Origin of the sequence: Candidatus Effluviviaceae Genus I sp. (genome assembly GCA_016867725.1) — a bacterium.
Lineage (GTDB): Bacteria > Joyebacterota > Joyebacteria > Joyebacterales > Joyebacteraceae > VGIX01.
This window is the reverse complement of the sequence record VGIX01000013.1, coordinates 1-25,934: the sequence shown is the minus strand read 5'-3', so window position 1 is coordinate 25,934 and position 25,934 is coordinate 1. Positions and strand designations below refer to the sequence as shown.

The window sequence follows — 25,934 nt, the reverse complement described above, 5'->3', positions numbered from 1 at the left end:
CCAGGTCGCAGGGGGGTCCGCGATGTTCCAGAAAGAGGGCGAGAGGACGACCGTGGGCGGCGTGAACACGGTGATCGGTGAGGGAACCACCCTCAAGGGCGACATCAAGGTCGAGGGCAGCATCGAGGTCGACGGGGACTATGAGGGCACGATCGACGCGACCGACACGCTGATCGTCGGCAGCAGCGGCAAGGTGGACGGTGACGCCACCGTCGCGAACGCCGTGATCGGTGGCCACATGTACGGCAACGTGTTCGCGTCCGGAAAGATCGAGCTTCGTCGCGGGTCCCAGCTGCTCGGTGACATCAAGACGCGCGGGCTCGTGATCGAGGACGGCGTCGTGTTCCAGGGCAACTGCCAGATGGGCGACGTCGTCGAACCGCCGACGCGGCGCCGATCGGATAGCCGACTCGAGCGGAGCGACAGCGAGGAACTCGAGGAAGCCGAGGCACGCTACTAGGTCTTCCTTGAGCGTGTCCTGCGCGGATCCGCAGCCACTGTGAAGCCCCCCGCGGCGGCACGTGTGGACAAATGTGCATAGCGGGGCCTCACTACGCTATCTCCCGATAAGATGGCACGTTAGATGACACGGGGGTCAGCGCGCAGGCGCGGTTATCCACCGGAGTCGCAGTCTGTCAGTAGCCGCGCCGAATGCGCAAGTGCGTGCGGTCCGCGGGGTTGCGCGTCGCCGCTCCGCGCGGCCGGCCGCGGCCTGCGCGTGTGGATGACCTGTAGATGAACTCCCGGCGCGAGGACGCACGGTCGTCGCTCGAGGAGGACGCGTGGTCTCGGAAGCGATTCGCAGGATCAGGGATGCGGAGAAGGCCGCGGACGAAGCAGCCCGCTCGGCTCACAGTGACGCGAAGCGCATGCTCGCCGACGCGCGGGAGACGGCCGAACGCATGCTGCAGGATGCGACACGCGAGGCTCGGGACGAGGGCAGGAAGCTCGTTGATGCTGCGCGTGCCGAGGCTGAAGCCCGCGCAGACAGCGCACTCGCGGACGGTCGGCGGGAGGTCGAGGAGATTCGTCGCACAGCCGCCGGTCGGATCAGCGCTGCAGTGAAGAGCGCGCTCAAGGCCGTGGTGTCGTAGCCGGGCGGAGACGGGGGCACATGGCGATCGCGCGGATGAAGAGGATCCAGATCCTCGCGCACAAGAGCGCCAGGGCGGATGTCGTCGCCGCCCTTCGGGAAGGCGGGGCCCTCCACATCACAGAGCCGTCGGTGGACCCCGCCGATGCCGCACGGCGCGAGCCGCCGCAGGACGTGGTTCGCCGACTGCAGGGTGAGCTCACGAAGCTCCAGCACGTGAGGCAGTTCCTCAAGCCGTACGCCCCAAGGATCTCAGGTCTTCACGCCCTCGCTGCCCCGAAGGTGCTCGTGAGCGATGACGAGCTCCGCGCCACGCTCGAGGCCGCGGACGTCGATGCCTGGTATCGACGCTGCGTCGAGCTCGAGGGCATGGTCCGGAGCGCCGATGCCGAGATCCTGCGCAGGGAGACCCTCGCCGCGGAACTGAACCGCTGGGCCGGGCTCGGCATGCCCGTGGGCGACGCGAAGGACACGGCGCGCGTCGCCGTGGGACTCGCAACCGTCGCGGCCACCGACGCAGGAGCGCTTCCGAGCGCGCTCGCGAGCGGCGCGCGCGAGACCGCGGTCGTGGAGGTGTCGCGCAACAGCTCGACCGCCTGCGTCGCGATCCTCTTCCACCACGACACCGCCTCGGCCGTGTCCCCGATCCTCAAGCGCTACAACGTCCGCTGGGTGGACCTCTCCGGCGCGTCCGGTCTTCCCGAGGACGCCGTGCGGCGACTCCTCGAGGAGGCCGATGCCGCGCGCGCGCGCATCGACGGGCTGCGCGCCGAGGCCGCGGCGCTCGCGGACGAGTACTCGCGGGTTCTCATCGTCTTGGACGAAGCCGCCGAGCGCCTGGCGAAGGAGACGGCGCAGGAGCGCTTCGCGGCGACGCGCGAGACCTTCCTCGTTGAGGGATGGGTCCGCGGCAGGGATGAGGCGGCCCTCGTCGGGCGCCTGCGCGCGATCTCGCCGGCGATCGAGATGCGAAGCCGCGAGCCCGAGCCCGGAGAGGACGTGCCGGTCGACTTCGACAACCGCCCGCTCGTCAAGCCGTGCGAGTTCGTCGTCACGATGTACGGCAGGCCGGCCTACTGGGAGTGGGACCCGACCCCGCTCATCGCGCCGTTCTTCATTCTGTTCTTCGGCCTCTGCGTCGGGGACGTCATCTACGGGGCGGCCATCGCGCTCGCCGCGCTCCTTCTGATCAGCCGGCTCCCGAAAGGCAACGCCGCGCGCGTCGCGCTGCAGCTGCTCGTGATGGGCGGCGCGGCGTCCATGCTCGTCGGCGTCCTCACCGGGAGCTGGGCGGGGATCGCGGCGTCCTCGCTGCCGTCGCCGCTCAGGCGGGCGACGCTCATCGACCCGCTCGCGGAGCCGATGACGATGCTCAACATCGTGTTCCTCTTCGGGCTCATCCACGTGCTGCTCGGCGTGGCCGTCAAGATGGCGATGAACTTCAAGGAGGGTCGCTGGCTCGACGCGGTCCTCGACGAGCTCGTGTGGATCGTGCTCATCGCCGCCCTCGCGCCGCTCGGGTTCAAGTTCATCTTCGGCGGCTCGGTGTCCGACGCAGTGATCGGCGCGTGCAGGACGTGGGCGATCGTGTTCCTCGCGATCGCCGCCGTCACGGGCGGGCGCAAGAACCGCAATCCGGTCCTCAAGGTCCTCGGCGGCATCCCGAAGCTCTACGGCGTCGTGAACTACTTCGCCGATGTGCTGTCGTACGCGCGTCTTCTCGCGCTCGGCCTGGCAACGAGCGCCATCGCGCTCGCGATCAACGGCGTCGGTGAGATGGCGTCGGGCATGCCGGTCATAGGGCCGGTGCTCATGGTGCTCGTGCTGCTCGGCGGGCACGTCTTCAACTGCACGATCAACATCCTCGGCGCGTTCGTCCATCCCGCGAGGCTGCAGTACCTCGAGTTCTTCGGGAAATTCTTCACGGGTGGCGGGAGGCCGTTCACGCCGTTCCGATCGGAGAGGCGCTACTCGACGGTCTCACGGTAGGCCGAAAGGCGCCGCCCGACGCGGGGGCGCGGAGCGCGACGAACACGGAAGCGATCCACGAGCGGGGAAGGAGCTGACGCATGGACGGGATGATGGTAGCAATGGCCGGGGCGGCGCTGGCGGCCGGGCTCGCCGGGACGGGCTCGGCGGTCGGCTGCGGCATCGCGGGACAGGCGGCGTCGGGCGTGGTCGCCGAGGACCCCGAGAAGTTCGGGCGGGTCCTGCTGCTTCAGGCGCTCCCGGGCACGCAGGGCATCTACGGCATCGTCGCGATGTTCCTCGCGATCAACAAGATGGTCGCGCTCGGGCTCGGGGACATGAGCGCGGGGCAGGGCTGGCGCGTCTTCTTCGCGTGCGTCCCCGTCGCGATCGCCGGTCTCACGAGCGGGATCGCGCAGGGCCGCGTCTCCGGCGCCGCGTGCGGGCTCACGGCGAAGCGACCCGACGAGATGGGCAAGGGCATGATCTTCGCGGTCGTTGTCGAGACCTACGCGGTGCTCGGCCTGCTCGCGACGATTCTCCTTCTCGGCCAGATCTAGGCCGGACAGGGGCGGGGCGATGGCGCTTGAGGACATCCTGAAGAAGATCGAGGCGGACGCCGAGGAGGCGTGCCGTGGGATCATCGCGGAAGCGCGGCGCGAGGCCGAGGCGGCGCTCGAGGCGGCAAGACGGAAGGCCGCCGCCGAGGCCGAGCGGATCCGCGCTCGGGCGACGCAGCGCGCCGACGAGGAGCGGAACCGCATCCTGACGCTCGCGAGGCTCGCCGCGCGGCGCGAGCTCCTGAGCGAGAAGCGCGCTCTCATCGACCGCGTGTTCGAGGAGACGCGCGAGAGCATCATGACGATGCCGGCCGACGAGTACGGCCGCTTCATCAGGGCGCTCCTCAGGCAGGCCGTGGAGGCCGGTGACGAGGAAGTGATCGTGGGGGAAGGGGAACGACGGATCGATCAGCGGCTTCTCGACGGGTTCTCGCAGGAGCGCGGCACGCCCGGCGGCCTCAGACTCTCCACTGAGCGGCGGCCGATCGACGGCGGCTTCGTGCTGCGCCGCGGGAAGACCGAGACGAACTGCTCGCTCGAGACGGTCCTTCGCGGAGCGCGCGAGCGGCTCGAGACCGAGGTGGCGGGCATCCTGTTCGCTGAGGACGCGACGCGGTAGGAGAGCGGATGGCCGACGACACCAGGTACGCCTACGCCGTCGCGAGGGTGAGGGGGATGGAGACCCGCGCCCTCGACCGGCAGTGGATCGAGCGGCTCCTCTCGGAGACGCCCGACGGCGTCCTGAAGGCGCTCGGCGACTCGGGGTACCAGGACGCGCTCGCCGGCGTCGCGCGTCCGCAGGACATCGAGCGCGGGCTCGAGCGGGCGCTCGCCCAGACGCTCGCGACGATCTCCGGCGTGTCGCCCGAGCCCGAGCTCATCGACCTCTTCAGGCTGCGGTGGGACTTCCGAAATCTGAAGTCGCTCCTCAAGGCCGCGGCGCTCAGGCGGGGCGACGGCCATCTCGGCCTCGCCGACGGCATCGGGACCGTGCCGCTCGACGCCATGAGGAAGGCGGTCGAGGAGGGCGGCTTCGCGCAGATCCCCGAGCCGGTCGCGGAGGCCGCGCGCTCGGCGCTCGAGGCGCACCGCGAGACGGGCGAGCTCGCGGCGATCGACCGTGTCTGCGACGCGGCGCTGTGGGCGCACTCGCTCGCGACCGCGCGCGCGAGGCGGAACCAGTTCCTGGAATCGTACTTCCGTGTCGAGATCGACCTTGCGAACGTCCGCGCGTTCCTTCGGATGAGACAGGCCGGGGCGGACGCGGCCGACCTCGCGCGAACGCTCGTGGCCGGAGGCGAGCTCGACGCGACCTTCTTCACGCGGCTTCTCGGAGAGCCGGTCGACTCGCTCGCCCGCGCGCTGGAGTACGGTCCCTACGGCGATCTCGCGCCGGCGCTCCGCGAGTGGGCGCCGGAGAGGTCGTACGCGGTCGAGCGCGCGTGCGACAACGCGCTGCTCGCGCGGGTCGAGCCCGCGAAGACCGTCGCGTACGGGATCGAGCCGCTCATCGCGTACGTCCTGCGGCGGCAGATCGAGATCAGGCTCGTTCGCACCGCCGTGCTCGCGAGGCTCGGCGGCCTCGCGAGAGGCGACGTCGAGGAGCGCCTGAGGAGCGTCCATGTCTAGAACCGCCACCATCGCCTTCATCGGGGACCGCGACTCCGTGCTCGGCCTTCGGGCCTTCGGAGTGGCCGCGATGCCGGCGGCGACGCCGGAGGAGGCGCGCGCGGCGTTCGCCGAGGCCGTGGCGGCCGGCCACGCCATCGTCTTCGTGACCGAGGACGTTCACGAGGCGTGCGCGGCCGAGATCGCGGCGCTGCGCGACCGGGCGCTGCCGACCGTGACGGTGCTGCCGGGCGTGAGGGGCTCGAGCGGGCTTGCGGCGAAGGAGATCCATCGGGCCGTGTCCGCGGCCGTCGGCGCCGACATCCTGGCGGTGGGACGAAACGACTAGCCGCGACGCGACGTCGCGCGGGAGACCCGGAATGGCACAGTCGAAGGTCCAGGGGTCCATCAGGAAGGTGTCCGGTCCGCTCGTCGTGGCCGACGGCATGCGCGAGGCGCGCATGTTCGACGTCGTGCTCGTGAGCGACAAGCGGCTCATCGGAGAGATCATCGAGGTGAGGGGCGACCTCGCCTCGATCCAGGTCTACGAGGACACCGGCGGCCTCGGCCCCGGCGAGCCCGTCGTGTCGCTCGGCGAGCCGCTGTCCGTCGAGCTCGGCCCGGGCCTCATCGAGTCCATCTACGACGGCATCCAGCGCCCGCTCGATCAGATCAGGTCGAAGGTCGGCGATCACGTCACGCGCGGCGTGCACGTGCCGGGCCTTGACCGCTCGAAGAAGTGGGAGTTCACGGCGACGGCGAAGGCGGGGGACGAGGTGACGGGCGGCGACGTTCTCGGCACCGTGCCGGAGACGAGCCTCGTTGTCCACAAGGTGCTCGTGCCGCCCGGCGTGAAGGGGACGATCAGGAGGCTCGCGAGCGGCGAGTTCGCGGTCGAGGACGTCATCGGCGAGCTCGAGGACGGCGGGGGGACGCACGAGCTTCGGCTCATGCACCGGTGGCCCGTCCGCCTCGCGAGGCCCTACCAGGAGCGTCTCACGCCCGAGGAGCCGCTCGTCACCGGGCAGCGCGTCGTGGACGCGTTCTTCCCGATCGGGAAGGGCGGCACCGGGTGCGTGCCGGGCCCGTTCGGCGCCGGGAAGACCGTCATCCAGCATCAGCTCGCCAAGTGGGCCGACGCCGAGATCGTCGTCTACATCGGCTGCGGCGAGCGCGGGAACGAGATGACCGACGTGCTCAGGGAGTTCCCCGAGCTCACCGACCCGCGCTCCGGAGAGCCGCTCATGAAGCGGACCGTCCTCGTCGCCAACACCTCGAACATGCCGGTCGCCGCGCGCGAGGCGTCCATCTACACGGGCATCACGATCGCGGAGTACTTCCGCGACATGGGCTACTCCGTCGCGCTCATGGCCGACTCGACCTCCCGCTGGGCCGAGGCGCTCCGCGAGATGTCGGGCCGCCTCGAGGAGATGCCGGGCGAGGAGGGGTACCCGGCCTACCTCCCTGCGCGCGCCGCGCAGTTCTATGAGCGCGCGGGTCGGGTCGTGTGCCTCGGGTCCGACCGCCGCGTCGGTGCGCTCTCCGCGGTGGGCGCGGTCTCGCCGCCCGGCGGCGACCTCTCGGACCCGGTCGTCCAGGCGACGCTCAAGGTCGTCAAGGTGTTCTGGTCGCTCGAGGACTGGCTCGCGTACGAGCGCCACTTCCCGGCCATCAACTGGCTCACGAGCTACTCGCTCTACCACGACAGCCTCGCGGACTACTTCCGCCGCGAGGTGTCCGAGGACTGGGAGACGACGCGGCAGGCGGCGATGAGGGTCCTGCAGCAGGAGGCGGAGCTCAAGGAGATCGCGCGGCTCGTCGGCGTGGACGCGCTCTCGAACCGCGACCGCCTCGTCCTCGGCACCGCGAAGGCCCTGCGCGAGGACTTCCTTCACCAGAACGCCTTCGACGACGTGGACACGTACACGTCGTTCCCGAAGCAGTACCGGATGCTCCGGAACATCATGGCGTTCAGCCGGATCGCGAGCGAGGCCGTCGAGCTGGGCGTCCAGGCGGAGGATCTGTTCGCGCTGGGGGTCGTCGGGGAGATCGCGCGGTCTCGCTACGTCCCGGAGTCGGACGTCGCGGAGCTGGATGCCATCGCGACGCGCATCGAGTCGCAGGTGCGCGCGCTCGTCGAGAAGCGCGAGGGCGCTCAGGTCTGAACCGAGCAGGGGAGAGACGATGCTGAAGGAGTACAGGACCGTCCGGGAGATCGCGGGGCCGCTCCTGCTTGTCGCGGGGGTCTCCGGGATCAAGTACGAGGAGCTGGCGGAGGTCGAGCTGCCGGGCGGGGAGGTGCGGCGGGGCAGGGTCCTCGAGGTGAACGAAGACGTGGCGCTCGTGCAGCTCTTCGAGGGCGCGACGGGCGTGAGCGTCGAGAGCGCCCGCGTGCGCTTCCTCGGGCGCGGGCTTGAGATCGGGCTCTCTCGCGACATCCTCGGCCGCGTCTTCGACGGCCTCGGGCGCCCGAAAGACAACGGCCCGGCGATCATCCCCGACAGGAAGAGCGACGTGGCCGGCTCGCCCATCAACCCGACCGCGCGCGACTACCCCAACGAGTTCATCCAGACGGGCGTCTCGTCCATCGACGGCCTGAACACGCTCGTCCGCGGCCAGAAGCTGCCCATCTTCAGCGGCTTCGGTCTGCCGCACGCCGAACTCGCGGCGCAGATCGCGAGGCAGGCGACCGTGCTCTCGGCCGCGGAGGACTTCGCCGTCGTGTTCGCGGCGATGGGCATCACCTTCGAGGAGGCCGAGTACTTCGTGTCGGACTTCCGGAGGACCGGGGCCATCGAGCGCGCCGTGCTCTTCATGAATCTCGCGAACGACCCGGCGATCGAGCGCATCGCGACGCCGCGGATGGCGCTCACCGCGGCGGAGTACCTCGCGTTCGACCTCGGGATGCACGTGCTCGTCATCCTCACGGACATGACGAACTACTGCGAGGCGCTCCGCGAGATCTCGGCCGCGCGCAAGGAGGTCCCCGGCCGCCGCGGCTACCCGGGCTACCTCTACACCGACCTCGCGACCATCTACGAGCGCGCGGGGCGCATCAAGGGCAGGAAGGGCTCCATCACGCAGATCCCGGTGGTCTCGATGCCGGAGGACGACAAGACGCATCCCATCCCGGACCTCACGGGATACATCACCGAGGGGCAGATCATCCTGGACCGGGCGCTCCACCGGAAGGGCATCTACCCGCCCATCAACGTGCTGCCGTCGCTCTCGCGCCTCCGCGACAAGGGCATCGGCGCGGGCCGCACCCGCGAGGACCACGCGAGCCTCGCCAACCAGCTCTTCGCTGCGTACGCGCGCGGCAAGGAGGCGCAGGAGCTCGCGGTCATCCTCGGCGAGGCCGCGCTCTCGCCCGAGGACAAGGCGTTCTTCAAGTTCGCCGACGTGTTCGAGGGCCGCTACGTGCAGCAAGGGACCGACGAGAACCGCACCATCGAGGAGACGCTCGCGCTCGGCTGGGAGCTTCTTGAGATCCTGCCGGTGGCCGAGCTCAAGCGCGTGAAGCCCGAGCACATCGCGAAGTACATGAAGAGGAAGGTCGACGCCGCGTGAGACTCCGCGCGAACCCCACCAGGATGCAGCTCCTTCGCCTGAGGCGAAGGAGCGTTCTCGCCCGCCGCGGGCACAAGCTCCTCAAGGACAAGCAGGAGGAGCTCATGCGCCGCTTCCTCGGGCTCGTGCACCACGTGCGCGACCTCCGCGCGGAGGTGGACGAGGAGCTCGCGCGCGCGCACCGCGCGTTCCTGTCCGCGCGGTTCGACATGGACCGAAGCGCGATGGACGCGGCGCTTTCGTTCTCGCGCCGCCTCGTCGAGGTGCGCGCGGACCGCGAGCAGGTGATGAACCTCAAGGTCCCGAAGTTCAGCGTCGAGTTCCCCGAGCAGGCGGAACTCGGGTACGGGTACCTCGAGACCACGGCGGACCTCGACCGCGCGCTTGCGATGTACGCCGCGGCCCTCCCGAAGCTCGTCCGGCTCGCCGAGATGGAGAAGGCCGTCCAGCTCATCGCCGCCGAGCTCGAGAAGACGCGTCGGAGGGTGAACGCGCTCGAGCACATCCTCGTGCCGAGCCTCGAGGAGACCATCCGGTTCATCTCGGACCGGCTCTCCGAGCTTGAGCGCGCGAACGCGACCCGGCTCATGAAGGTGAAGGAGATCGTGAGGAAGCACTAGCGGCAGCGGGGCCGGGGCGGCGTGACACGCCGACCGGCGCCGGCGGCGCCAGGCGGCTGGAACGAACGAGGGGCGCGGGTGACCGCGCCCCTCGTCGTGTTCGCGGGCCTTGAGTCCCGGCGGGAAGTCTAGAAGAAGAACTCCGCCCTGACCGAGTACTCGACGCCCATGTCGCTGATCGTGGCCTCGGACGGCTCCAGGTAGGAGCTGGAGTCGTGCTTGTAGCTCAGGCTCGTGTACCGGGGGTAGATCTCCGGACCGATGGCGAAGGCGCCGTCGCCCAGGTACCAGCGGGCCCTGATGACGGGGCCGATGGACCAGCCGGACGCGCCCTCCTCACGGTCGGACTCGCTGTAGCCGGTCAGCTCCAAGGTCCACTTGGCCGAATGCAGCTGGAACCTCAGGCCGAGGTCGAGTTCGATCGGATCGGGCTCGATCATCGTGTAGAGGCCCGTCAGGCCGATGGTCCGCCACGTGACCTGCTCGGTGTACTCGTTGTCCGCGCGGGTGTCCTCCCACTCCTCGAACCACTTCGAGCTCGACATCCCGAAGCTCAGCTCGCCGGCCATGGCGCCGGTGCGGTACCCGAAGCACATCTCGGTGTAGTCGAAGAGACCGTCGTCCGTGCGATCGAGGTAGTAGAGCGGATGGGCCGGGTCCTCGTCCCAGTCGTAGTACGGTCCGTGCCAGTAGGGGTTGAGCCAGGTGCGACCCATGCCGCTCAGACGAAGGCCCATGTAGAAGCCGTCATCCGCCACCGCGGTGCCTGCGCCGGCGAGCATCGCCACGACGAGCGCAAGCAGAACAGCGCGACGCATATGCCCTCCTTCTTGTTCCGCCCCCCCGGCGTCCCGCCTTCGCTGCGGGATTCCCGACGCGCCGGGAACGGGCGGCGTGGTTGCCCGTTCCGCCCCGGGAGGCCCGGGGCTTCCGAGCGCCGAATCTTAGCACAGGGCCGGTTTCTGCCAAGCGGAAAATGGCGCGCATCACGAGCGAGGCCGGCCGGCCGGGGACGACGGTCCGACGGCCACCTCGCACTCCTCCGTCCACGGTGGGCTCACGATGCAGAGGAACGCGAGCCCACTCTTCCCGGCGTTCTCGATCCACTGCGTCGCTCCGGGCGGGACGCAGACGGCGTGCCCGGCGCGGAGCGATCGGGACTCGTCGCCCACGTGCATGACCGCCTGTCCCTCTATGATGTAGTAGACCTCGGTGTGCGTGAGCGCGTGGGGGAGCGTCGCCGCGCCGGGCTTCACGAACGCGTGCGCGAGGCTGTACCCGAGCGCCACGGGGTCCCGCTCCGGGTGGAGGAGCTCTCGGATCTCCGAGTGGTCGGCGGCCGTCAGCGGCCTGGTCGTCGCGACGTCCTTGACAAGCATCGTGGTCCTCCATAGGGTCGCTTGAGCGCGGACGCCGTCGCGGACCGCCGCGGTGACGACCCCGACTCCGGCGGGCCGAGTATGCCCGAGACGACCCGCCACGACAAGACCGGTCGGGCATGCCCCCCGAAAGCTCCTCTTGTCACCCGGAGGGGTTTTGTATAGCATTGGCCCCCGGCGAACCGTAACCGGGGGAAACGCAGTTCCCATCAGAGGAGGTGAGGCATGTTCCGATTGGTGTTCTGCATCCTCGCCGCGGGACTCCTCGTTCCCGCGACGCTGCACGCCGCAATCTCGTGCGAGGATCTCGGCGTGGGCATCAACGTCGGAGTGATGCAGCCCATCGGCTGCACGCACGAGTACGCCGACGCGGGGCTCACCCTCGGGCTTCAGGTGTCGAAGCCCATCAACGACAGGTTCTGGGTGGCCCTGGACTACCGGCACGGGGAGACCCGGAACAAGCCGATCGAGGAGCTCTTCGGCGAGGACGGCGACCGCTTCTCCGGCTGGGGCGAGCCGGACGAGTTCCGCACGATGTGGAACACGGGCTCCCTCTCCGCCATCTGGAACATCATGCCCGAGGCGAAGGTCCGCCCGTTCGTGAGCGCCGGACTCGGCATCACCTGGTGGCAGGTTGAGGACTGGCGCGACGGGAAGGGCACCGTCCCCGTCGGCTACGACAACGACGGCAAGCAGGGCAGGCTGCGCGGCGAGAACCTCACGGGCATCGTCGGCGCGGGCGTCGAGTTCTTCGCCGGCGAGCGCACCGCCATCGGCATCGGCGGCCGCTACAGCTACCTCTACAAGCAGAAGCTCGACACGTGCGGGCTCTCTTCGATCGAGGAGTACGGCTTCGAGGGCATGGACCTCAACAACACGCTGCTCGAAGGCTATGTCGCGCTGACCTACTACTTCGGCCCGGGCGACTGCGGCAAGAAGGCCGAGCCCGCCCCGGTCGACCTCAGCGCGATCGACACCGACGGCGACGGCGTGCCGGACCTCTACGACGAGTGCCCCGGCACCCCGCCCGGGACGACGGTGGACGAGCGCGGCTGCCCGAAGGTCACGCCTCCTCCGCCTCCTCCGCCTCCTCCGCCCCCGCCGCCCGTGGAGATCAAGCCGCAGCTGCTCGCGGTGACGGTCAACTTCGCGCTCAACAGCGCGACGCTCGACGGCACGGCCAGGGGGAAGCTGGACGCCATGGCCGCCGCGATGCTTGCTGACGCGGATCTCGCAGTGAGGGTCGGCGGGCACGCGTGCGACCTCGGCGGCGACGAGTACAACGAGCGGCTGTCGCAGCGCCGCGCCGTCGCCGTGAGAGACTACCTCGTCGCGAAGGGCATCGCCGGCTCGCGCATCACGACCGTCGGGCTGGGCGAGACCCAGCCTCTCATGGCGAACACGACCGAGGCGAACCGGTCGCAGAACAGACGGGCGATCATCGAGCCCGTGCGGTAGCGGGCCGACAGGAGGTCGCGCGCCGGATGCGGCGCGGCGGCCCACGGATGGGTGCACAAGGGAAGGGGCGGCGCAGTGCGTGCCGCCCCTTCATCTTGCGCTCCGCCCGCAACCCGCACGGCAACACGCGCGCCGGCCTCGCCCGCTGCACGATTCCCGTGGCACACCGCTTGCTAACCTGAACAACCGAGCTCGGGCCGCCGCGCCCGGGAGGGCACGCATGCGTGGGCGGTCGGCGCCCCGGCCCGCTGAAACGCGTTCACCCACGGGGGGAAGCATGTCGGAGCGAACAGGCGACACGGTCCGCAGGAAGGTCCTCGTGGCCGCGTGTGACGGCCAGGACAGCAGGGTCCTCGTCGACCGCGTCCAGGGCGCGGGCTACAAGGCGGTCGTGTGCACGACGCCCGAGCAAATGCTGGATGCCGCGACGGCCTCGAGTCCCGACCTCATCGTCGTCGAGTTCCCCGGCGAGGAGCTGCGCCGCTGCCAGGCCCTCGAGCGGCTGTCGGATGACGGGCGGTCGAGACCCATCCCCGTGCTCGTGCTGCGGAGGAAGGGACAGGAGCTCGCGGGCGCCGCGAGCGACATGGACAGCATGTGCTGGCCCGTCGGCGCGGTCGAGTTCGCGACGCGGGTTCGCGCGATGCTGCGGATCGCGTACGGCGACGAGCCCGGCGCGACCCCCGCGGACCGCGACGCGCTGACCCGCGTGTACAACCGGCGGTTCTGCGAGGACCGCCTGGAGAAGGAGGTCGAGCGGGCGAGGCGGTACGGGAGGAAGGTGTCCTGTGTGGTGTTCGACGTCGACAGCCTCGGGAGCGTCAACGCGCGCTTCGGCCATGAGGTCGGCGACGAGACGCTCCGGGGGCTTGCCGACGTGCTCCTGAGCGAGACGAGGCAGTCGGACATCGTCACGCGGTACGGCGGCGGCGAGTTCGCGGTCATCCTGCCCGAGACGGACGGGCGGGCCGCCGGCGTCATGGCGGAGCGCCTCCGCGTGTCGTTCGGCCAGCGGTCGCCTGTGCCCGACCTTCCCGAGCTCGTGGCCACGATGAGCGGCGGAGTGGCGACCTACCCCGACCACGCCCGCGACGCGACCACCCTCATGCGCATGGCGGACTCGGCGCTCTACCAGGCCAAGCAGGGCGGTCGGGACCGCACGGTCGTCGCGTTCTCCGAGGCCGTCGGAGGCCGATGGAGCGACGCGGACACGGGCGCCAGGATCCTCCTCGTCGAGGAGAACGACTACAGCCGGAACGTTGCGTCCGTCGTCCTGCGGGCGAACGGGTACGAGGTCATCGAGGCGTCGGACGGCCCGACCGCGCTCTACCTCGCCAAGTCGGCCCGCCCCGATCTCGTGATCATCGACGTGAGCCTCAACGGGATGAGCGGGCTTGAGGCTGCGAGGAGGCTTGTGCAGATGGAGGAGACCCGGTGCATTCCGGTCGTCGCCCTCACGGCGCACGACATGCCCCGTGACCTCGAGGAGCTCGTCCGCGCCGGGTGCCGCGGCTACATCACGAAGCCCATCGACACGAACAACCTCGCCGCGCAGATCCAGTCCTATCTGCGGCGGTGACACGCTCCCTCGCGTGGTGGTATCGTTGGACTCCATGGCGAGAGAGCACGCCGCGCCCCCAGAGAAGGCCCGCGACATCCCCACCCGGCGTCCCGGGCCGCGCGCGCTCCGCGCGGCCGGTGTCGTCGCCGTGCTCATGGTGTTCACCGCCCCGAACGGAAGCCCGGCGTTTCCGGCGGGCGCACGGCTCACCCACGTTCCTCCAGTCATCGTCGAAGAGCGCGTCGCGCTCCAGGTCGAGGCGGCCCTCACCGGCCTTGCCGCCGCCGACGTCGCGGCTGCGGACGTCGTCGTCCTCACCCCGTCCGGGGAGCGCGCGTTCCCGCTCTCGCTGTCGGGGAGCGTTCTGCTGGGCGCGATCCCCGCGGACCTCGTCCTGCCCGCGGAGCTCCGCTACTACCTTCGCGTGACCGATCTGACCGGAGACGCGCTCACGGCTCCTCCGTCGTCGCCGGCGCCCGGCTGGTACGCGGTGGCGGTCGCGGGCCGGGCGAGCGTCGCGGCGGCCGCGGACCTGCCGCCGGCGTCGCTCGACCCGGGCATCGAGGTCATCACCCCGCTTCCCGGCGAGATCGTCCCGGGGCGCCGCCCCGACGTCGTCGCCGTCCTCGATCCTCCGCTCGAGAGCCCATGGACGGCCGTCGTCCTCCTGGACGGCCGGGACGTGACGGACGCCGCCGAGCTGCGATCCGACCACTTCTACCTCTCACCGCCGGAGTCCCTCAGCGTCGGCGCGCACACGGTGGTCTTCTCGGCGCTCACTTCCTCGCGGGCGGTCGAGGGGAGGTGGATGTTCTTCGTGCAGGAGGCCCTGTGGGTCCCGCGGACGCCGGAACCCGACGCGACGGCGGCGCCGACGGGGGAGACCTGGGAGTCAGCGCCCGTCCTGAGCGGCTTCGTCAAGGTCGGTTGGGCGGCGGTGGCGGCCGACGCCGCGGACGCGGAGTCGCTCGAGGTCTTCCTTCCTTATGAAGAGGTGAGCGCGCCGAGCCTCGACCTCTACGCGTCGTCCCTCGGAGTCGGGAGCACGTGGATGGCGACGGCGCGATACGACCCGCTCTTCGACGAACGACTGAGCGGGGCCTTCCTGTTCGAATCGTCGTCGTTTGACGCAGAGGCCGGCGATATCTACCCGTCGCTGACACGCGCGACGCTGGAGTGGGCCTCCGGGCTGGGGGCGCGCGCGGCGGTCCGCGTCGGGCCGACCAGGACCGACGTCGTCGCGCTCAGACTCGCCGAGGCCGACACGACCGACGGATGGGGCGCGTACGCGCGCTACGCGCTGGGGGCGAAGGAGACCGTGGCGTGGGGGACGGGCAGCGAGCTCGCGCTCGCGTTCCTGCACGCGTTCGACGACACGGCGACGGTGGCCGCCGCCGACCGCGTCGTCGAGCCCGTCGAGAACGACGTGCTCGCGGCGAGGCTTCTCGTCCGAGGCGGCCGGAGGTTCGTCGAGGCCGAGGCCGCGAGGTCGTGGTCGAGCGGCGTCGTCGAGGGCGACGGCGCGCACGCGCGCGTGCGGGTCGGCTACGAGAAGGACCACGCGAACCGCGCGTGGATCGAGTACGCGCGCGCCGACACGGCGTTCTACGCCGCGGGGAACATCGCCACGAGGCCCGGGCGGGAGAGCGTCGGGGTGGAGGCGGCCTATTCGCCGGCGGCGTTGGGCGCGCTCGTGACCGCCGAGGTGCACCGCACCGAAGGGTCGGCGTCCGGGACCGCGGCGGACGAGTGGGGGACGGTCCTCACGGCGCGGGCCGACGGCGTGCTCACGGTGGCGGGCGGCGACGCGCGGGGCTACGCGCTCGCGCGATACGACCGGACCCCGTACGACGCGTACGACTACCGCTACGTCCAGGGCGCCGCCGGGTGCTCGTATCGCCGGGACCGGCTGTTCGTCTCGCTCTCGCTCTTCTGGTCGCGCATCTCCGCCACGGCGGACAACGAGACCGCGGGCGCGGGCGGCGAGGTCCGCTGGGAGGTTCTGCCCAGCGACCTCACGGCCCGGGCGTCCACGCGCTGGACGTTCGGAACAGGCGACGACGACTCGACGCGGGCGACCCACACGCTTGCACTGCGATACCGCTTCGACGCCTGGGATCTCGAGACCGAGTACCGATACCTCGAGCTTGAGGACCGGGCAACTCCGGACGAGAGCTACACCGAGCACGTCGGGATCGTCCGCCTCGGACGGCGCTTCTGACCCGCTCCGTGCGGCGAGCGGCGGGCGGCCCCGAAACGCCGCCTCGGCCGGGAACAACTCGCCACGTCGCGGTCTCTAACTCACGAGCAACAGGGCGCGGAGGGCGTGAAGGGTGAAGCCCGACTTCGAGGAACTGGTGGCGCGCTACGACAAGAGGCTCGTGAACGTCATGTACGGACTGACCGGCGACTACGATGACGCGCTCGACCTCGCCGAGGAGGCCTTCGTGAGCGCCATGCGCGCCTACGACGGCTTCCGCGGCGACGCCGACCCGTTCACGTGGCTCTACCGCATCGCCGTCAACGTGTTCAAGAAGCGGCATCGCAGGCAGGCGCGCCGGGCCGCGTTGTGGCGGGACCATGCCGAGCAGGACCCGCCGCCGTCGGCGGAGTGGCGGACGCCGGCGCTCGACGCGGTCGAAAGGGAGCGCGCCGCGGCGGTCCGCGCGGCGGTCGCGGGACTGCGGGAGCCGTACCGCGAGGCGATCGTGCTCCGGTACATGTCGGACGCGAGCTACGAGGAGATCGCCGCGGTGACGCGGTGCTCGGTCGGCACCGTGAAGTCGAGGATCGCGCGGGGGAAGGCGATGCTCGGACGGCTGCTCGAGGGCAAGGTGTGAGGCCGCCGGGCGGACCGACGGGCGCGGCGGGGAGGAGACGATGGCAACAGGACGGGATGAGCAGAGGACCGGGGCGCCCATGGGGCCCGAGGACGAGCGGGTCGAGCGGCTGCTCGGCGAGCTCCGGCAGGCCGAGCTCCCGCCGTTCTATCGGGAGAGGCTGCTCGCGAGGCTCCGCGGAGACGCGGCGGGGCGGACGCGCGCGGGGCTCCTCCGCTCGCCCAGGCTCGCGTGGGCGGTCGCAGCGGTGGCAGTGGCCGCGCTGGCCGTCGTGCTCGCGCGCGGCGGGCGGCAGGCGCCGATCGCCGTCCCCGTCGCGCCGCAGGCGGAACAGGTCGCCGTGGAGTCCGAGGTTGTCGCGCCGAGGATCGACCCCATGCTCCCGCAGGGGAACGCGGTCGTGGGCGGCGGCCAGGTGGAGATCGTGGCGGCGATCACGCCGCCGCTCGAGGGGGCGGTCATCCGGTTGCTCGTGGACGAGGAGGACGTGACCGGGCTCGCGGAGGTCACGGCGGACTACGTCATGTACACGCCGGGGGAGCGGTTCGCCGAGGGCGAGCACGTCATCACCATCGAGATCCGAGACCGCGCCGGGAACAAGATCAGGGACATCACGTGGCTCTTCTACACGGTGGACGGACACCGCGCTCCGGACGAGCGCGTGTGAAACGAAGGGATGGAGGTGATCGCATGTTTCGCGCACACGGCATCATGCTGACGGTTGCGTTCGCCGTCGCGCTCGCGACGACGGGCCAAGCGGCCGCCGACGCGCTGACAGTCACGGTCTCGCCGGCCGAGGCGTACCTGAGGCCGGGCGCGGAGGTCCGCTTCACGGCCTCCGTGACGGACGCGCAGGGGCGGCCGGTCTCCGCCGAGCTCTCGTGGTCGGTGATCCCGCCGCGGCTCGGCCGAGTCGGCGCGGACGGCAGGCTCGTCGCGCTGAACAACGAAGGGCGAGGCATCGTGAGGGTCGTGGCTCGTCACGGCGAGGCCACAGGGTCCGGGCACGCGGTGATCGAGGTCGGGAGCGCGGCACCGAGGCGGCTGTCGGTCACGGTCGCTCCGCCGGACGCCGCGACCCCGACCGGGGGCCAGGTGCAGTTCGAGGCCTCGGTCACGGATCCGCTGACCGGGGAGTCCGTGAGCGCGGACGTGCGATGGGTCGTGCTCCCCGACGCGCTCGGCGTTGTGACGGGCTCAGGCCTCTTCACGGCGGGCGACGCCTCGGGCGCCGGCCGCGTCGCCGCGCACGCCTCCTCCGGCGGCCGCGAGGGCGTCGGCGCCGCGAGCGTGGTGGTCGGCGAGCCCGAGAGCGGGCGGCTGCGGGTGATCGTGAGGCCGCCTCGCGCCCTGTTGCGGCCGGGGGACGAGGCGCGCTTCGAGGCGATCGTGCTGGACGAGAGCGGCCAGTCCGTGCAGGTGCCGGTCGAGTGGTCCGTCGTGCCGCGCGCGCTCGGGGCCATCACCGCCGGCGGCGTGTTCACGGCAGGACCCGAGGAGATGGACGGGCGCGTCGTCGCGACCGCGATGGCCGTCGACGGCCCCGCGCGCGGGTTCGCGGCCGTCGAGGTGAGGTACCCGGGGCCCGCCGGTCTGCGCGTGCACATCCGTCCGAAGGGCGCCTCGGTGGCGCCGGGCGGGGACGTGCAGTTCGAGGCCGTCGTGCTCGGCCCGGACAATGAGCCCATCGACGTGCCCGTGGACTGGCACGTGCGGCCGGAGTGGCTCGGCACGGTCAGCGCGGACGGGTTCTTCACCGCCGCCGAGGAGTTCCCCGAGCCCGCGTCCGGCGGCGGGTGGCGCGGGGCCGTCACCGCGTCGGTCACCACGACCGAGGGGACGGCGAGCGACGCCGCGCGGGTGTTCGTCCGCGCGATGGGCCCGACCGCGCGTCTCAGGATCACGCCCGCCCGCGCGGTCGTCGCGCCCGGGCAGGAGGTGCAGTTCGACGCTGAGGTCGTCGGCCCCGGCGGCCCCATCCCCGTGACGGTTGAGTGGGCCGTGCTCCCGCCCGGCCTCGGCACCATCACGCCGGACGGGCTCTTCACCGCGAACCCCGCGTACGGAGACCCGACCTCGCCCGAGTTCGGTCCGCACGAGGGCGCCGTGGGCGCGCGGGCCACGCTCCCGGACGGCACGACGCTGTCCGACCTCGCGCATGTGCTCGTGAGGGTCCCCGGGGTCCCGGTTCGAGTGATCGTCGAGCCGCGCGTCGCGCTCGTTCCGCCCGGCGAATCGACGCAGTTCCACGCCGTGGTGCTCGGTCCGGACGGGGAGGAGCTGGAAGTGCCCGTCACGTGGGGCGTGGTGCCGCAGCGGATCGGCACCATCACCCCGGACGGGCTCTTCACGGCGGCCACCGACTTCCCGCAGCCCGGCTCGCCGGAGCCGCCGACCGGGCGCGTGACCGCCCAGGTCGTGCTGGGGCAGGATCGCGTGTTCATCGGCGCCGCCGTCGTGATCATCAACATCGGGATGCCCGAGGTCGTCGTGCGGGTCAGGCCCCGTGAGGCGACGCTGCGCCCAGGGCAGACCCGGCAGTTCGAGGCGCTGGTCCTCGATCAGAACGGGTCGCCGCTTCCGCTCCCGGTCGAGTGGCAGGTGCTGAACGCGGAGGCGGGCAGCATCTCGCCCGACGGTCTCTTCACCGCTACGACGCAGATCCTGCCCGGCCAGGTGAAGCAGACGCGCGTGGTCGCGACCGTGACGCAGGGCGGCGAGGTGTACAGCGACGCGGCTCTCGTGAGGGTGGTCCGCCCGATCGGGGGAGGAGGCTCGGAGTAGTCGGGACGATCGGAGTCGCAACGGATCGCGCGCCGGGGGCATTGGCTCCCGGCGCGCGTCGCGTCGGGGGTTCGTCCCAGCGCGCCGGCCCCTACCGCGCCGCGCCGGGGAACGGCTGCTGGTTGCGGAGGAGGTCGTCGTAGGTGCCGCGCTTCCTGAGCGGGACGATCTCGCCGTCGAGGACCATCACCTCGACGGGCGTCGGGTGCGAGAGGAAGAGGAGCGGGCTCATCGAGTAGCCGTAGGCGCCCGCGTTGAACACGCCGACGAGGTCGTCGAGCGCGATGTCGTCGGGAACCGGGAGCTCTCGGGCCGTGCAGTCGATCGGCGTGCAGAGCGGGCCGCCGACCCTCGCGGTCGCCGCGCCGGGGGACGCGAGCTTGTTGACGACGCGCGCCTCGTGGTCCACCTTCATGAGCACGGGCCGCAGGAACTGGTTGACCCCGCCGTCCGTGATGACGAACCGCTCGCCGCGGGATTCCTTGAGCTCGATCACCCTGCTCACGAACACCCCGGCCTCGGACACGATGTGCCTTCCCAGTTCGATGATGAGCCGCGCGTCCGCCTCCGCGAACGGGCGGAAGACCTCCTCGACGCGCGCGCCGAGGGCCGTGAGGTCGAGCGGCGTTTCACTGTCGTAGTGCGGCACGCCGATGCCGCCTCCGAAATCGATGGACTCGATCGGCCGGCCGGTCATCTCCTCGACGAGTCGGGCGACGGCGACGGCCCTCCGCGCGTTCTCCACGATCTCGTCGGCCTTGAGGATCTGGCTCGCCGTGTACACGTGGACACCGACGATGTCCACGGTTCGTCGGTTCCACACCTCGGCGACCCTGCCGAGCTTCTCCTCGTCGATGCCGAACCTGCTCGGGCCCCCGGCCATCTGCTCGTGGAGCGGACCGGCCGACCCGCGCCCCGGGTCCGCCAGCCCGTTCGCCGTGTTCACGCGCAGCGCGACCCGCGCGGGGACTCCGAGCAGCTTCGAGATGTGCGCGACGCGCTCGAGCTCTCGCACGGACTCGACGTTGATCGCGAAGATCCCCGCGACGATGGCCTCCTCGATCTCGCGGTCGGTCTTGCCGGGCCCGGCGAAGACGATGTCGAGCGGGTCGAACCCCGCCGCGCGCGCGACGTGGAGTTCGCCGCCGGAGGCGATCTCGGCGCCGGCGCCCATGCGACGGAGGAACCCGACCAGACCGAGCGACGGGTTCGCCTTGAGGGAGTAGAAGATGTCGAACGACGGGAAGGCCGAGGCGACGGCGCCGCACTTCGCCTGGATCATGCCGCCGTCGTAGATGTACAGCGGCGTGCCGTGGTCCGCGACGATCCCCGTCACGGGGACGCCTCCGATGTGCAGCACGCCGTCTCGCTGTTCGAAGTTCCTGAGCAGACGCTCCTCCTCACTTCTTCCTGAAGATGTCGATCCGCGTGGTCCCGCCGAAGATGTAGAAGGGGAACGGCTCCGCGATGGCGCTGTCCACCCCCATTCGCACGTACTCCTCGCACAGGTGGGCGCCCGTCTCGCAGAACATGACGAGCCGCGTCCGGCCCCGTCGGGCTGCGGCGAGGATGTCCTCCATCGTGTCGGTGGAGATGATCATGCCGGTCATGACGGCGACGTCGCACTCCTCGACGAGCTCGACGGTGCGCTCCTCGCCGTGCACCGGGATGCCGTCGATCTCGGAGCCGACGAGCGCGGGGTCCTCGTCGGTCCCGACGACCTCGATGCTGCGCTCCGTCAGCATCTTCACGAGGTTGCCGATGACGCCGACGTTGACGACGCGGCCGCGCTCCGCGCCGGCGAGCTCGAGCTGACGCAGGACCTCGCCCGCGATGATGCCGCTCCGCCGGACCGCCTTCTCAGCCGAGGTGCCGGAGAGCGTGAGGGTCTCATCGGGGCGCTTGTCGAACGCCGAGAACATCGCGTCGAGGGCTGCGACCTCGAAGCAGCGATACTTGAACTCGGCGGTCCGGCAGTCTTTGCCGAGCAGGTCGAAGCCCTCGACGAGCGCGGGGATGGTGGAGCAGTAGCACGCGCCCTCCGCGACCGTCTGGACGAGGAGGAACGTGTAGTTGAACGTGCGTTCGGCAGGGTTGGGCTTGAAGAGGAGGTCGGTCCGCCACAGGCCGCGGACGCGGAAGGCCTCGTCCGGAAGCCCCCTGCTCTTCTCGATCCCGATCTGCCGGAGCTCCTGGAGACACGTCACGGGCCGCTCCGGATGAGAGACCGCGTGCTATCGGATGTTGATCTGCCCGGTCTCGATGACCCTGTGTGACCCGGGCGACCGGGCCAGCGCGTCGTCCTCGGCGGAGACGACGATCCTGAAGCTCTTGTAGGGCGTTGTGACCCTGATGCCGCCCTCGAGCTTGTCGCTCAGCTTGAGGCGTCCGACGTTCACGGTGACCCTGTCCTGAGCCTCGACCCGGACGACGTACACGGACCTCGGCGGCGTGAGCCTGTCGGGGGGCGCGAGGTACTTCACCTTGAGGTCCACGACGCTGTTCTCGTTCTTGTCCTTGCTCGTCTTGATCTCCGCCTGCGCGGCCGGGACCGTGGACGAGATGCTGACGGCCACCTTCTTCGCGCAGCCCGCGAGTCCGGCGACGACGACGAGCGCGAGCACGAGCGCGCAGAGCCTCGAGCGGTCATGGGCCGCCTCCATCTGATTCGGATGCCTGCCGACCTCCGCGTGCTGCAGGGGGTGAACGGCTCGTCACATCATAGGCCGCGGAGCGCGCCGAATCAAGCCCCCGGCCCGTCGCACCGCGTCCTTGCCCCGCGGCGCCGCGTTCACTAGACTGGTCTGCACGGCGCGCGACGCGCCGGACGGAGAGACGGACCGCGGCGCAGGCCCATCCCGGGGCCGTGCGCGGCGGCTAGGTGCATTCACGGGCGGACCGCGCGAGCGCGGCAACCGAAGCGAGGGGAAGCATGGCCAGCGACGCGGGGCGGGCAGACGGACGGAAGGACATCGAGGCGATCCAGACGCTCGCGGAGGCGCGGGGCAAGATCCTGGGCGAGATGCGCAAGGTCATCGTCGGCCAGGACCGCGTCATCGAGGAGCTTCTCACGGCGATCCTCGCCGACGGGCACTGCATCCTCGTCGGCGTGCCGGGGCTCGCGAAGACGCTCATGGTGAGCACGCTCGCCTCGGTGCTCGACCTCTCGTTCAAGCGCATCCAGTTCACGCCGGATCTCATGCCGTCGGACATCACGGGGAGCGACATCATCGAGGAGGACCCGGCGAGCCACGCGCGCAGCTTCAAGTTCATCCGAGGTCCGGTGTTCGCGAACGTGGTGCTGGCCGACGAGATCAACCGGACGCCGCCGAAGACGCAGGCCGCGCTCCTCCAGGCGATGCAGGAGAAGGAGGTCACGGCCGGGGGGAACACGTATCCGCTCGACCTCCCGTTCTTCGTGCTCGCCACGCAGAACCCCATCGAGCTCGAGGGCACGTACCCGCTGCCGGAGGCGCAGCTCGACCGCTTCATGTTCAGCATCCACGTGGGATATCCGACCGAGGCGGAAGAGAGGGAGATCGTCGAGACGACCACGAGCGCATACCAGCCGGACCTCACGCGGGTCCTGACCGGCGAGGACATCCGGGGGCTCCAGCGGCTCGTGCGGCGCGTCCCGGTGCCGGGGCACGTGCTCGACTACGCCGTGCGTCTCGCGCGGAGCACGCGCCCGGCCGACGGATCGCCGGAGTTCGTGCGGAACTGGGTGAGCTGGGGCGCAGGCCCGCGCGCGTCGCAGTACCTCGTGCTCGCGGCGAAGACGCGCGCCGTGCTCGCGGGGAAGTACGCGCCGGAGACCGACGACGTTCGCGCGGTCGCGCAGCCGGTGCTGCGGCACCGCATCGTGACGAGCTTCAACGCCGAGGCCGACGGCGTGTCGCCGGCCGACATCGTCGAACGGATCGTGGCGGAGGTGAAGTGACAGGTGGCGGGGCTCCATCATCCCCGCCCGGCGAGTTTGGCTGCGAAGCAGCCTTGTCTGAGCCGGAGGGGATGATGGAGCCCGCCGACGCGGTCGCGGATGATGGGCCTCCGCCTCCTGGGAGCCTGATGACGAACGAGTCCTTCCGACGCTATCTGAACCCAGCGGTCGTCTCGAAGCTCGCGACCATGGAGCTTCGCGCGCGCCTCGTGGTCGAGGGCTTCGTGACGGGGCTGCACCGCAGCCCGTACAAGGGCTTCAGCGTCGAGTTCGCCGAGCATCGGCAGTACATGCCGGGCGATCCGCTCAAGCACATCGACTGGAAGGTCTTCGGCAAGACCGACCGCTTCTACATCAAGGAGTACGAGGAGGAGACCAACCTCCGCGGGCACGTCCTGCTCGACGCGAGCGCCTCGATGGCGTACGGGTCGGCCGGCGTGTCGAAACTCGAGTACGGGCGGTACCTCGCCGCGGCGCTCATCTACCTCATGCTCAAGCAGCAGGACTCCGTCGGCCTCCTCGTGTTCGACGAGGCGGTGAGGCGGTTCGTGCCACCGCGGTCGAGCGCGAAGCAGCTTCACCTGCTCCTCGCCGAGCTCGACCGCGCCGACGCATCGTCGGAAACGGACATCGGCCTCGTGCTCCACGAGCTCGCGCGGCGGGTGCGGCGCCGGGGGCTCATCATCCTCATCTCCGACCTCCTCGACGACGCCGATCACGTGCTTCCGGGGCTCAAGCACTTCCGGCATCTCAAGCACGAGGTCATCGTGTTCCACGTCCTCGACCCGCGCGAGGCCGACTTCGGGTTCGACGTGGACGCGTCGTTCCGCGACATGGAGACGGGCGAGGTGATGACCACCGAGCCGTTCACGGTGCGGCGGGACTACCTCGACGCCGTGGGGCGGTGGACGACGACGCTCAGGCGCGAGTGCGCGGAGAGCAGGATCGACTACGTGCCGGTGCTGACCTCGACGCCGTACGACCGGGCGCTCTTCTCGTACCTCGAGAAGCGGAAGCGGTTGGGATAGCGCGGCGCGGGCGGGTCGTGCCGGGTCGCGCCGGAGGTCACACGTGAACCTCACCTTCCTGAACGCCGGGTTTCTGTTCGCCGGGCTTGCCGCGCTCGTCCCGCTCGTCATCCATCTGATCAGCCGGCGGAAGGTCGAGACGGTCGACTTCAGCTCGCTTCGGTTCCTGAAGGAACTGGAGCGGAAGCGCATCCGACGTGTCCGGCTGCGGCAGATCCTCCTGCTCGTCGTGCGGTCGCTCGTGCTCCTCTGCGCGGCGCTCGCGCTCGCGCGGCCGACCCTCCGCGGCGCGCACGCGGGCGGCGCGCACGCCCGGACGTCGGTGGCCATCGTGCTCGACGACAGCGCGAGCATGTCGCGCGACGGGCAGGACGGCCGCCCGCTCTTCGACGCCGCGGTCGCCGCCGCGCGCGGGATCGCCGGCCTCCTCGCCGAGGGCGACCAGGCGTTTCTCGTCACGGCCGGCGTCCCGCCGCGCTCCGTGCTGCCCGGGGGCACCTTCGGCCGCGAGGCGCTCAAGGCCGCCGTCGACGGCGTGCGCGTCGGCGCGGCGGCGACCGACTACCCGGCCGCCCTCGCGCTCGCGCGCGACCTCCTCGCCGGAGCGCGCAACCTCAACCGCGAGATCTACGTCATCGGCGACATGCAGCGGAGCGGGTGGCGTCTCGCGACGGCCGGCGCGGAGTCGGCCCGGGCGCCGGATGCGGCGGGGCCGAGGACCTACTGCCTTCCCGTCGCCGGCCCCGAGAGCAACCTCAGCGTCGTCGTCACCGGCGTGGAGCGCGCGTACGGGGGCACGCGGGGGCTTCACACGATCTCGGCCGAGGTGAGGAACCACGGCCGGCGGCGGGCAACGGTGCCGGTCAGGCTCTTCCTCGACGACGCGCAGGTCGGTCAGGCGGGCGTTGACGTGGGGCCCGGGGAGTCGTCCCCGGTCGGCTTCGCCGTGGCCGTCGACGGGGCTCGGTGGCACGCGTGGCGCGTGGAGATCCCGCCCGACGCCTTCGCGGGCGACAACGAGGCGTACCTCGCGATCCCTGCGACAGAGCGCGTCGAGGTGCTCGTCGTGGAGCCCGACGGCGCCGACGCGCGTGGCGACGGCCACTACCTTCGGCTGGCGCTGGACCCGACCGGCCGCGGCGAGCGCTTCTCTCCCGTGGGGGTCGCCGCGTCGGCGCTCGCGGGCCAGGACCGCGGACGGTTCCCGGTCGTCGTCTTCGCGGACGCCGGCAGGCTGCCGGGGTCCGGACTCGAGTGGACCGAGCGGCATCTCGCCGACGGCGGCGGCGCGCTCTTCGTTCTCGGGCGAAGGACGGACGCGAGGTTCTGGAACACCGGCCCGCTCTCGTCCGTCACGGGCGTGACGCTCACGGTCCCCTTCGAACGCTCGAGCGGCGCGCGGCTCGCTCCGGCGGGCGAGGGGCATCCGATCCTCGACGGGCTCGTGTTCGGCGGACGCTTGATCGACGACGTGGCCGTGCGCCGCGGGTTCGAGGCGACGCTCGCCGGCGCGGAGGAGATCCTC

General features: G+C 70.9%; 24 protein-coding genes. 19 read left to right on the top strand and 5 right to left on the bottom strand.

The annotated features are described in order from the left end of the window. Positions 1–22: 22 nt before the first annotated feature. The 10 genes from FJY74_04785 (at position 23) to FJY74_04740 (ending at position 9,419) form a co-directional block, all read left to right on the top strand. Positions 23–460 carry a polymer-forming cytoskeletal protein gene (locus FJY74_04785; GenBank protein MBM3307619.1) on the top strand — a complete coding sequence of 146 codons (438 nt, stop codon included), beginning with the start codon at positions 23–25 and terminating at the stop codon, positions 458–460. Positions 461–782: 322 nt separating this feature from the next. After that, the gene (locus FJY74_04780) at positions 783–1,094 is read left to right on the top strand and encodes a hypothetical protein (GenBank protein MBM3307618.1); all 312 of its coding nucleotides are present in this window, start codon (positions 783–785) and stop codon (positions 1,092–1,094) included. A gap of 20 nt (positions 1,095–1,114) precedes the next feature. Next, positions 1,115–3,082 (top strand): V-type ATP synthase subunit I, encoded by a 1,968-nt coding sequence (locus FJY74_04775; GenBank protein MBM3307617.1) that lies wholly within the window; start codon positions 1,115–1,117, stop codon positions 3,080–3,082. An 80-nt stretch (positions 3,083–3,162) separates the two neighbouring features. Beyond that, positions 3,163–3,621, top strand: a complete 459-nt coding sequence (locus FJY74_04770; GenBank protein MBM3307616.1) for a V-type ATP synthase subunit K — start codon at positions 3,163–3,165, stop codon at positions 3,619–3,621. A 19-nt stretch (positions 3,622–3,640) separates the two neighbouring features. After that, on the top strand, positions 3,641–4,240 hold the full coding sequence (locus FJY74_04765) for a V-type ATP synthase subunit E (protein MBM3307615.1): 600 nt from the start codon (positions 3,641–3,643) through the stop codon (positions 4,238–4,240). Between the two features lie 8 nt (positions 4,241–4,248). Further along, the gene (locus tag FJY74_04760) at positions 4,249–5,250 is read left to right on the top strand and encodes a DUF2764 family protein (protein MBM3307614.1); all 1,002 of its coding nucleotides are present in this window, start codon (positions 4,249–4,251) and stop codon (positions 5,248–5,250) included. Then, complete coding sequence (locus FJY74_04755) at positions 5,243–5,578, top strand: V-type ATP synthase subunit F (GenBank protein MBM3307613.1); 336 nt, start codon at positions 5,243–5,245, stop codon at positions 5,576–5,578. Before FJY74_04760 ends, FJY74_04755 begins: the two co-directional genes overlap by 8 nt. 31 nt (positions 5,579–5,609) lie before the next feature. Beyond that, complete coding sequence (locus FJY74_04750; GenBank protein ID MBM3307612.1) at positions 5,610–7,394, top strand: V-type ATP synthase subunit A; 1,785 nt, start codon at positions 5,610–5,612, stop codon at positions 7,392–7,394. 19 nt (positions 7,395–7,413) lie between these two features. Next, entirely contained in the window at positions 7,414–8,799 is a 1,386-nt protein-coding gene (locus FJY74_04745; protein ID MBM3307611.1) for a V-type ATP synthase subunit B, read from the top strand. After that, complete coding sequence (locus FJY74_04740) at positions 8,796–9,419, top strand: V-type ATP synthase subunit D (GenBank protein ID MBM3307610.1); 624 nt, start codon at positions 8,796–8,798, stop codon at positions 9,417–9,419. Before FJY74_04745 ends, FJY74_04740 begins: the two co-directional genes overlap by 4 nt. A gap of 128 nt (positions 9,420–9,547) precedes the next feature. Here the strand turns inward: FJY74_04740 and FJY74_04735 are convergent, their stop codons facing one another. Continuing rightward, positions 9,548–10,237, bottom strand: a complete 690-nt coding sequence (locus tag FJY74_04735) for a hypothetical protein (GenBank protein MBM3307609.1) — start codon at positions 10,235–10,237, stop codon at positions 9,548–9,550. Positions 10,238–10,405: 168 nt separating this feature from the next. Next, positions 10,406–10,798 carry a cupin domain-containing protein gene (locus tag FJY74_04730; protein ID MBM3307608.1) on the bottom strand — a complete coding sequence of 131 codons (393 nt, stop codon included), beginning with the start codon at positions 10,796–10,798 and terminating at the stop codon, positions 10,406–10,408. A gap of 225 nt (positions 10,799–11,023) precedes the next feature. Here FJY74_04730 and FJY74_04725 point away from each other — a divergent pair, with 225 nt between their 5' ends. The 6 genes from FJY74_04725 (at position 11,024) to FJY74_04700 (ending at position 19,441) form a co-directional block, all read left to right on the top strand. Beyond that, complete coding sequence (locus tag FJY74_04725; protein MBM3307607.1) at positions 11,024–12,256, top strand: OmpA family protein; 1,233 nt, start codon at positions 11,024–11,026, stop codon at positions 12,254–12,256. A gap of 277 nt (positions 12,257–12,533) precedes the next feature. Beyond that, positions 12,534–13,835, top strand: coding sequence for a diguanylate cyclase (locus tag FJY74_04720; protein ID MBM3307606.1), 1,302 nt, complete (start codon positions 12,534–12,536; stop codon positions 13,833–13,835). 34 nt (positions 13,836–13,869) lie between these two features. Continuing rightward, positions 13,870–16,038, top strand: coding sequence for a hypothetical protein (locus FJY74_04715; GenBank protein ID MBM3307605.1), 2,169 nt, complete (start codon positions 13,870–13,872; stop codon positions 16,036–16,038). 112 nt (positions 16,039–16,150) lie between these two features. Further along, positions 16,151–16,657 (top strand): RNA polymerase sigma factor, encoded by a 507-nt coding sequence (locus FJY74_04710; protein ID MBM3307604.1) that lies wholly within the window; start codon positions 16,151–16,153, stop codon positions 16,655–16,657. 40 nt (positions 16,658–16,697) lie between these two features. After that, on the top strand, positions 16,698–17,324 hold the full coding sequence (locus tag FJY74_04705; protein ID MBM3307603.1) for a hypothetical protein: 627 nt from the start codon (positions 16,698–16,700) through the stop codon (positions 17,322–17,324). 23 nt (positions 17,325–17,347) lie between these two features. Beyond that, entirely contained in the window at positions 17,348–19,441 is a 2,094-nt protein-coding gene (locus tag FJY74_04700) for a hypothetical protein (protein MBM3307602.1), read from the top strand. Positions 19,442–19,532: 91 nt separating this feature from the next. Here the strand turns inward: FJY74_04700 and FJY74_04695 are convergent, their stop codons facing one another. Genes FJY74_04695 through FJY74_04685 form a run of 3 tightly spaced genes read right to left on the bottom strand, consistent with a single transcriptional unit; the run spans position 19,533 to position 22,104 of the window. Beyond that, entirely contained in the window at positions 19,533–20,801 is a 1,269-nt protein-coding gene (locus FJY74_04695) for a hypothetical protein (protein MBM3307601.1), read from the bottom strand. A gap of 40 nt (positions 20,802–20,841) precedes the next feature. Continuing rightward, positions 20,842–21,648 carry a hypothetical protein gene (locus FJY74_04690; protein MBM3307600.1) on the bottom strand — a complete coding sequence of 269 codons (807 nt, stop codon included), beginning with the start codon at positions 21,646–21,648 and terminating at the stop codon, positions 20,842–20,844. Between the two features lie 27 nt (positions 21,649–21,675). Next, entirely contained in the window at positions 21,676–22,104 is a 429-nt protein-coding gene (locus FJY74_04685) for a hypothetical protein (GenBank protein MBM3307599.1), read from the bottom strand. Positions 22,105–22,373: 269 nt separating this feature from the next. On the opposite strand from FJY74_04685, the gene FJY74_04680 reads away from it, so the two are divergent. From FJY74_04680 to FJY74_04670, 3 genes are all read left to right on the top strand, one after another. After that, a complete protein-coding gene (locus FJY74_04680) occupies positions 22,374–23,381 on the top strand; it encodes a MoxR family ATPase (protein ID MBM3307598.1) in 1,008 nt (335 codons plus the stop codon). Between the two features lie 128 nt (positions 23,382–23,509). After that, positions 23,510–24,409, top strand: a complete 900-nt coding sequence (locus tag FJY74_04675) for a DUF58 domain-containing protein (protein MBM3307597.1) — start codon at positions 23,510–23,512, stop codon at positions 24,407–24,409. A 43-nt stretch (positions 24,410–24,452) separates the two neighbouring features. Next, positions 24,453–25,934, top strand: a 1,482-nt coding sequence (locus FJY74_04670) for a BatA domain-containing protein (GenBank protein MBM3307596.1), incomplete at its 3' end; no start/stop codon positions are given.

Coding starts and splice junctions, on each gene's coding strand:
- FJY74_04685 (MBM3307599.1), bottom strand. CDS start 22,104: ATGGAGGCGGCCCATGACCGCTCGAGGCTCTGCGCGCTCGTGCTCGCG.
- FJY74_04750 (MBM3307612.1), top strand. CDS start 5,610: ATGGCACAGTCGAAGGTCCAGGGGTCCATCAGGAAGGTGTCCGGTCCG.
- FJY74_04765 (MBM3307615.1), top strand. CDS start 3,641: ATGGCGCTTGAGGACATCCTGAAGAAGATCGAGGCGGACGCCGAGGAG.
- FJY74_04735 (MBM3307609.1), bottom strand. CDS start 10,237: ATGCGTCGCGCTGTTCTGCTTGCGCTCGTCGTGGCGATGCTCGCCGGC.
- FJY74_04705 (MBM3307603.1), top strand. CDS start 16,698: ATGGCAACAGGACGGGATGAGCAGAGGACCGGGGCGCCCATGGGGCCC.
- FJY74_04745 (MBM3307611.1), top strand. CDS start 7,414: ATGCTGAAGGAGTACAGGACCGTCCGGGAGATCGCGGGGCCGCTCCTG.
- FJY74_04760 (MBM3307614.1), top strand. CDS start 4,249: ATGGCCGACGACACCAGGTACGCCTACGCCGTCGCGAGGGTGAGGGGG.
- FJY74_04770 (MBM3307616.1), top strand. CDS start 3,163: ATGGACGGGATGATGGTAGCAATGGCCGGGGCGGCGCTGGCGGCCGGG.
- FJY74_04680 (MBM3307598.1), top strand. CDS start 22,374: ATGGCCAGCGACGCGGGGCGGGCAGACGGACGGAAGGACATCGAGGCG.
- FJY74_04785 (MBM3307619.1), top strand. CDS start 23: ATGTTCCAGAAAGAGGGCGAGAGGACGACCGTGGGCGGCGTGAACACG.
- FJY74_04675 (MBM3307597.1), top strand. CDS start 23,510: ATGACGAACGAGTCCTTCCGACGCTATCTGAACCCAGCGGTCGTCTCG.
- FJY74_04725 (MBM3307607.1), top strand. CDS start 11,024: ATGTTCCGATTGGTGTTCTGCATCCTCGCCGCGGGACTCCTCGTTCCC.
- FJY74_04755 (MBM3307613.1), top strand. CDS start 5,243: ATGTCTAGAACCGCCACCATCGCCTTCATCGGGGACCGCGACTCCGTG.
- FJY74_04715 (MBM3307605.1), top strand. CDS start 13,870: ATGGCGAGAGAGCACGCCGCGCCCCCAGAGAAGGCCCGCGACATCCCC.
- FJY74_04720 (MBM3307606.1), top strand. CDS start 12,534: ATGTCGGAGCGAACAGGCGACACGGTCCGCAGGAAGGTCCTCGTGGCC.
- FJY74_04730 (MBM3307608.1), bottom strand. CDS start 10,798: ATGCTTGTCAAGGACGTCGCGACGACCAGGCCGCTGACGGCCGCCGAC.
- FJY74_04775 (MBM3307617.1), top strand. CDS start 1,115: ATGGCGATCGCGCGGATGAAGAGGATCCAGATCCTCGCGCACAAGAGC.
- FJY74_04700 (MBM3307602.1), top strand. CDS start 17,348: ATGTTTCGCGCACACGGCATCATGCTGACGGTTGCGTTCGCCGTCGCG.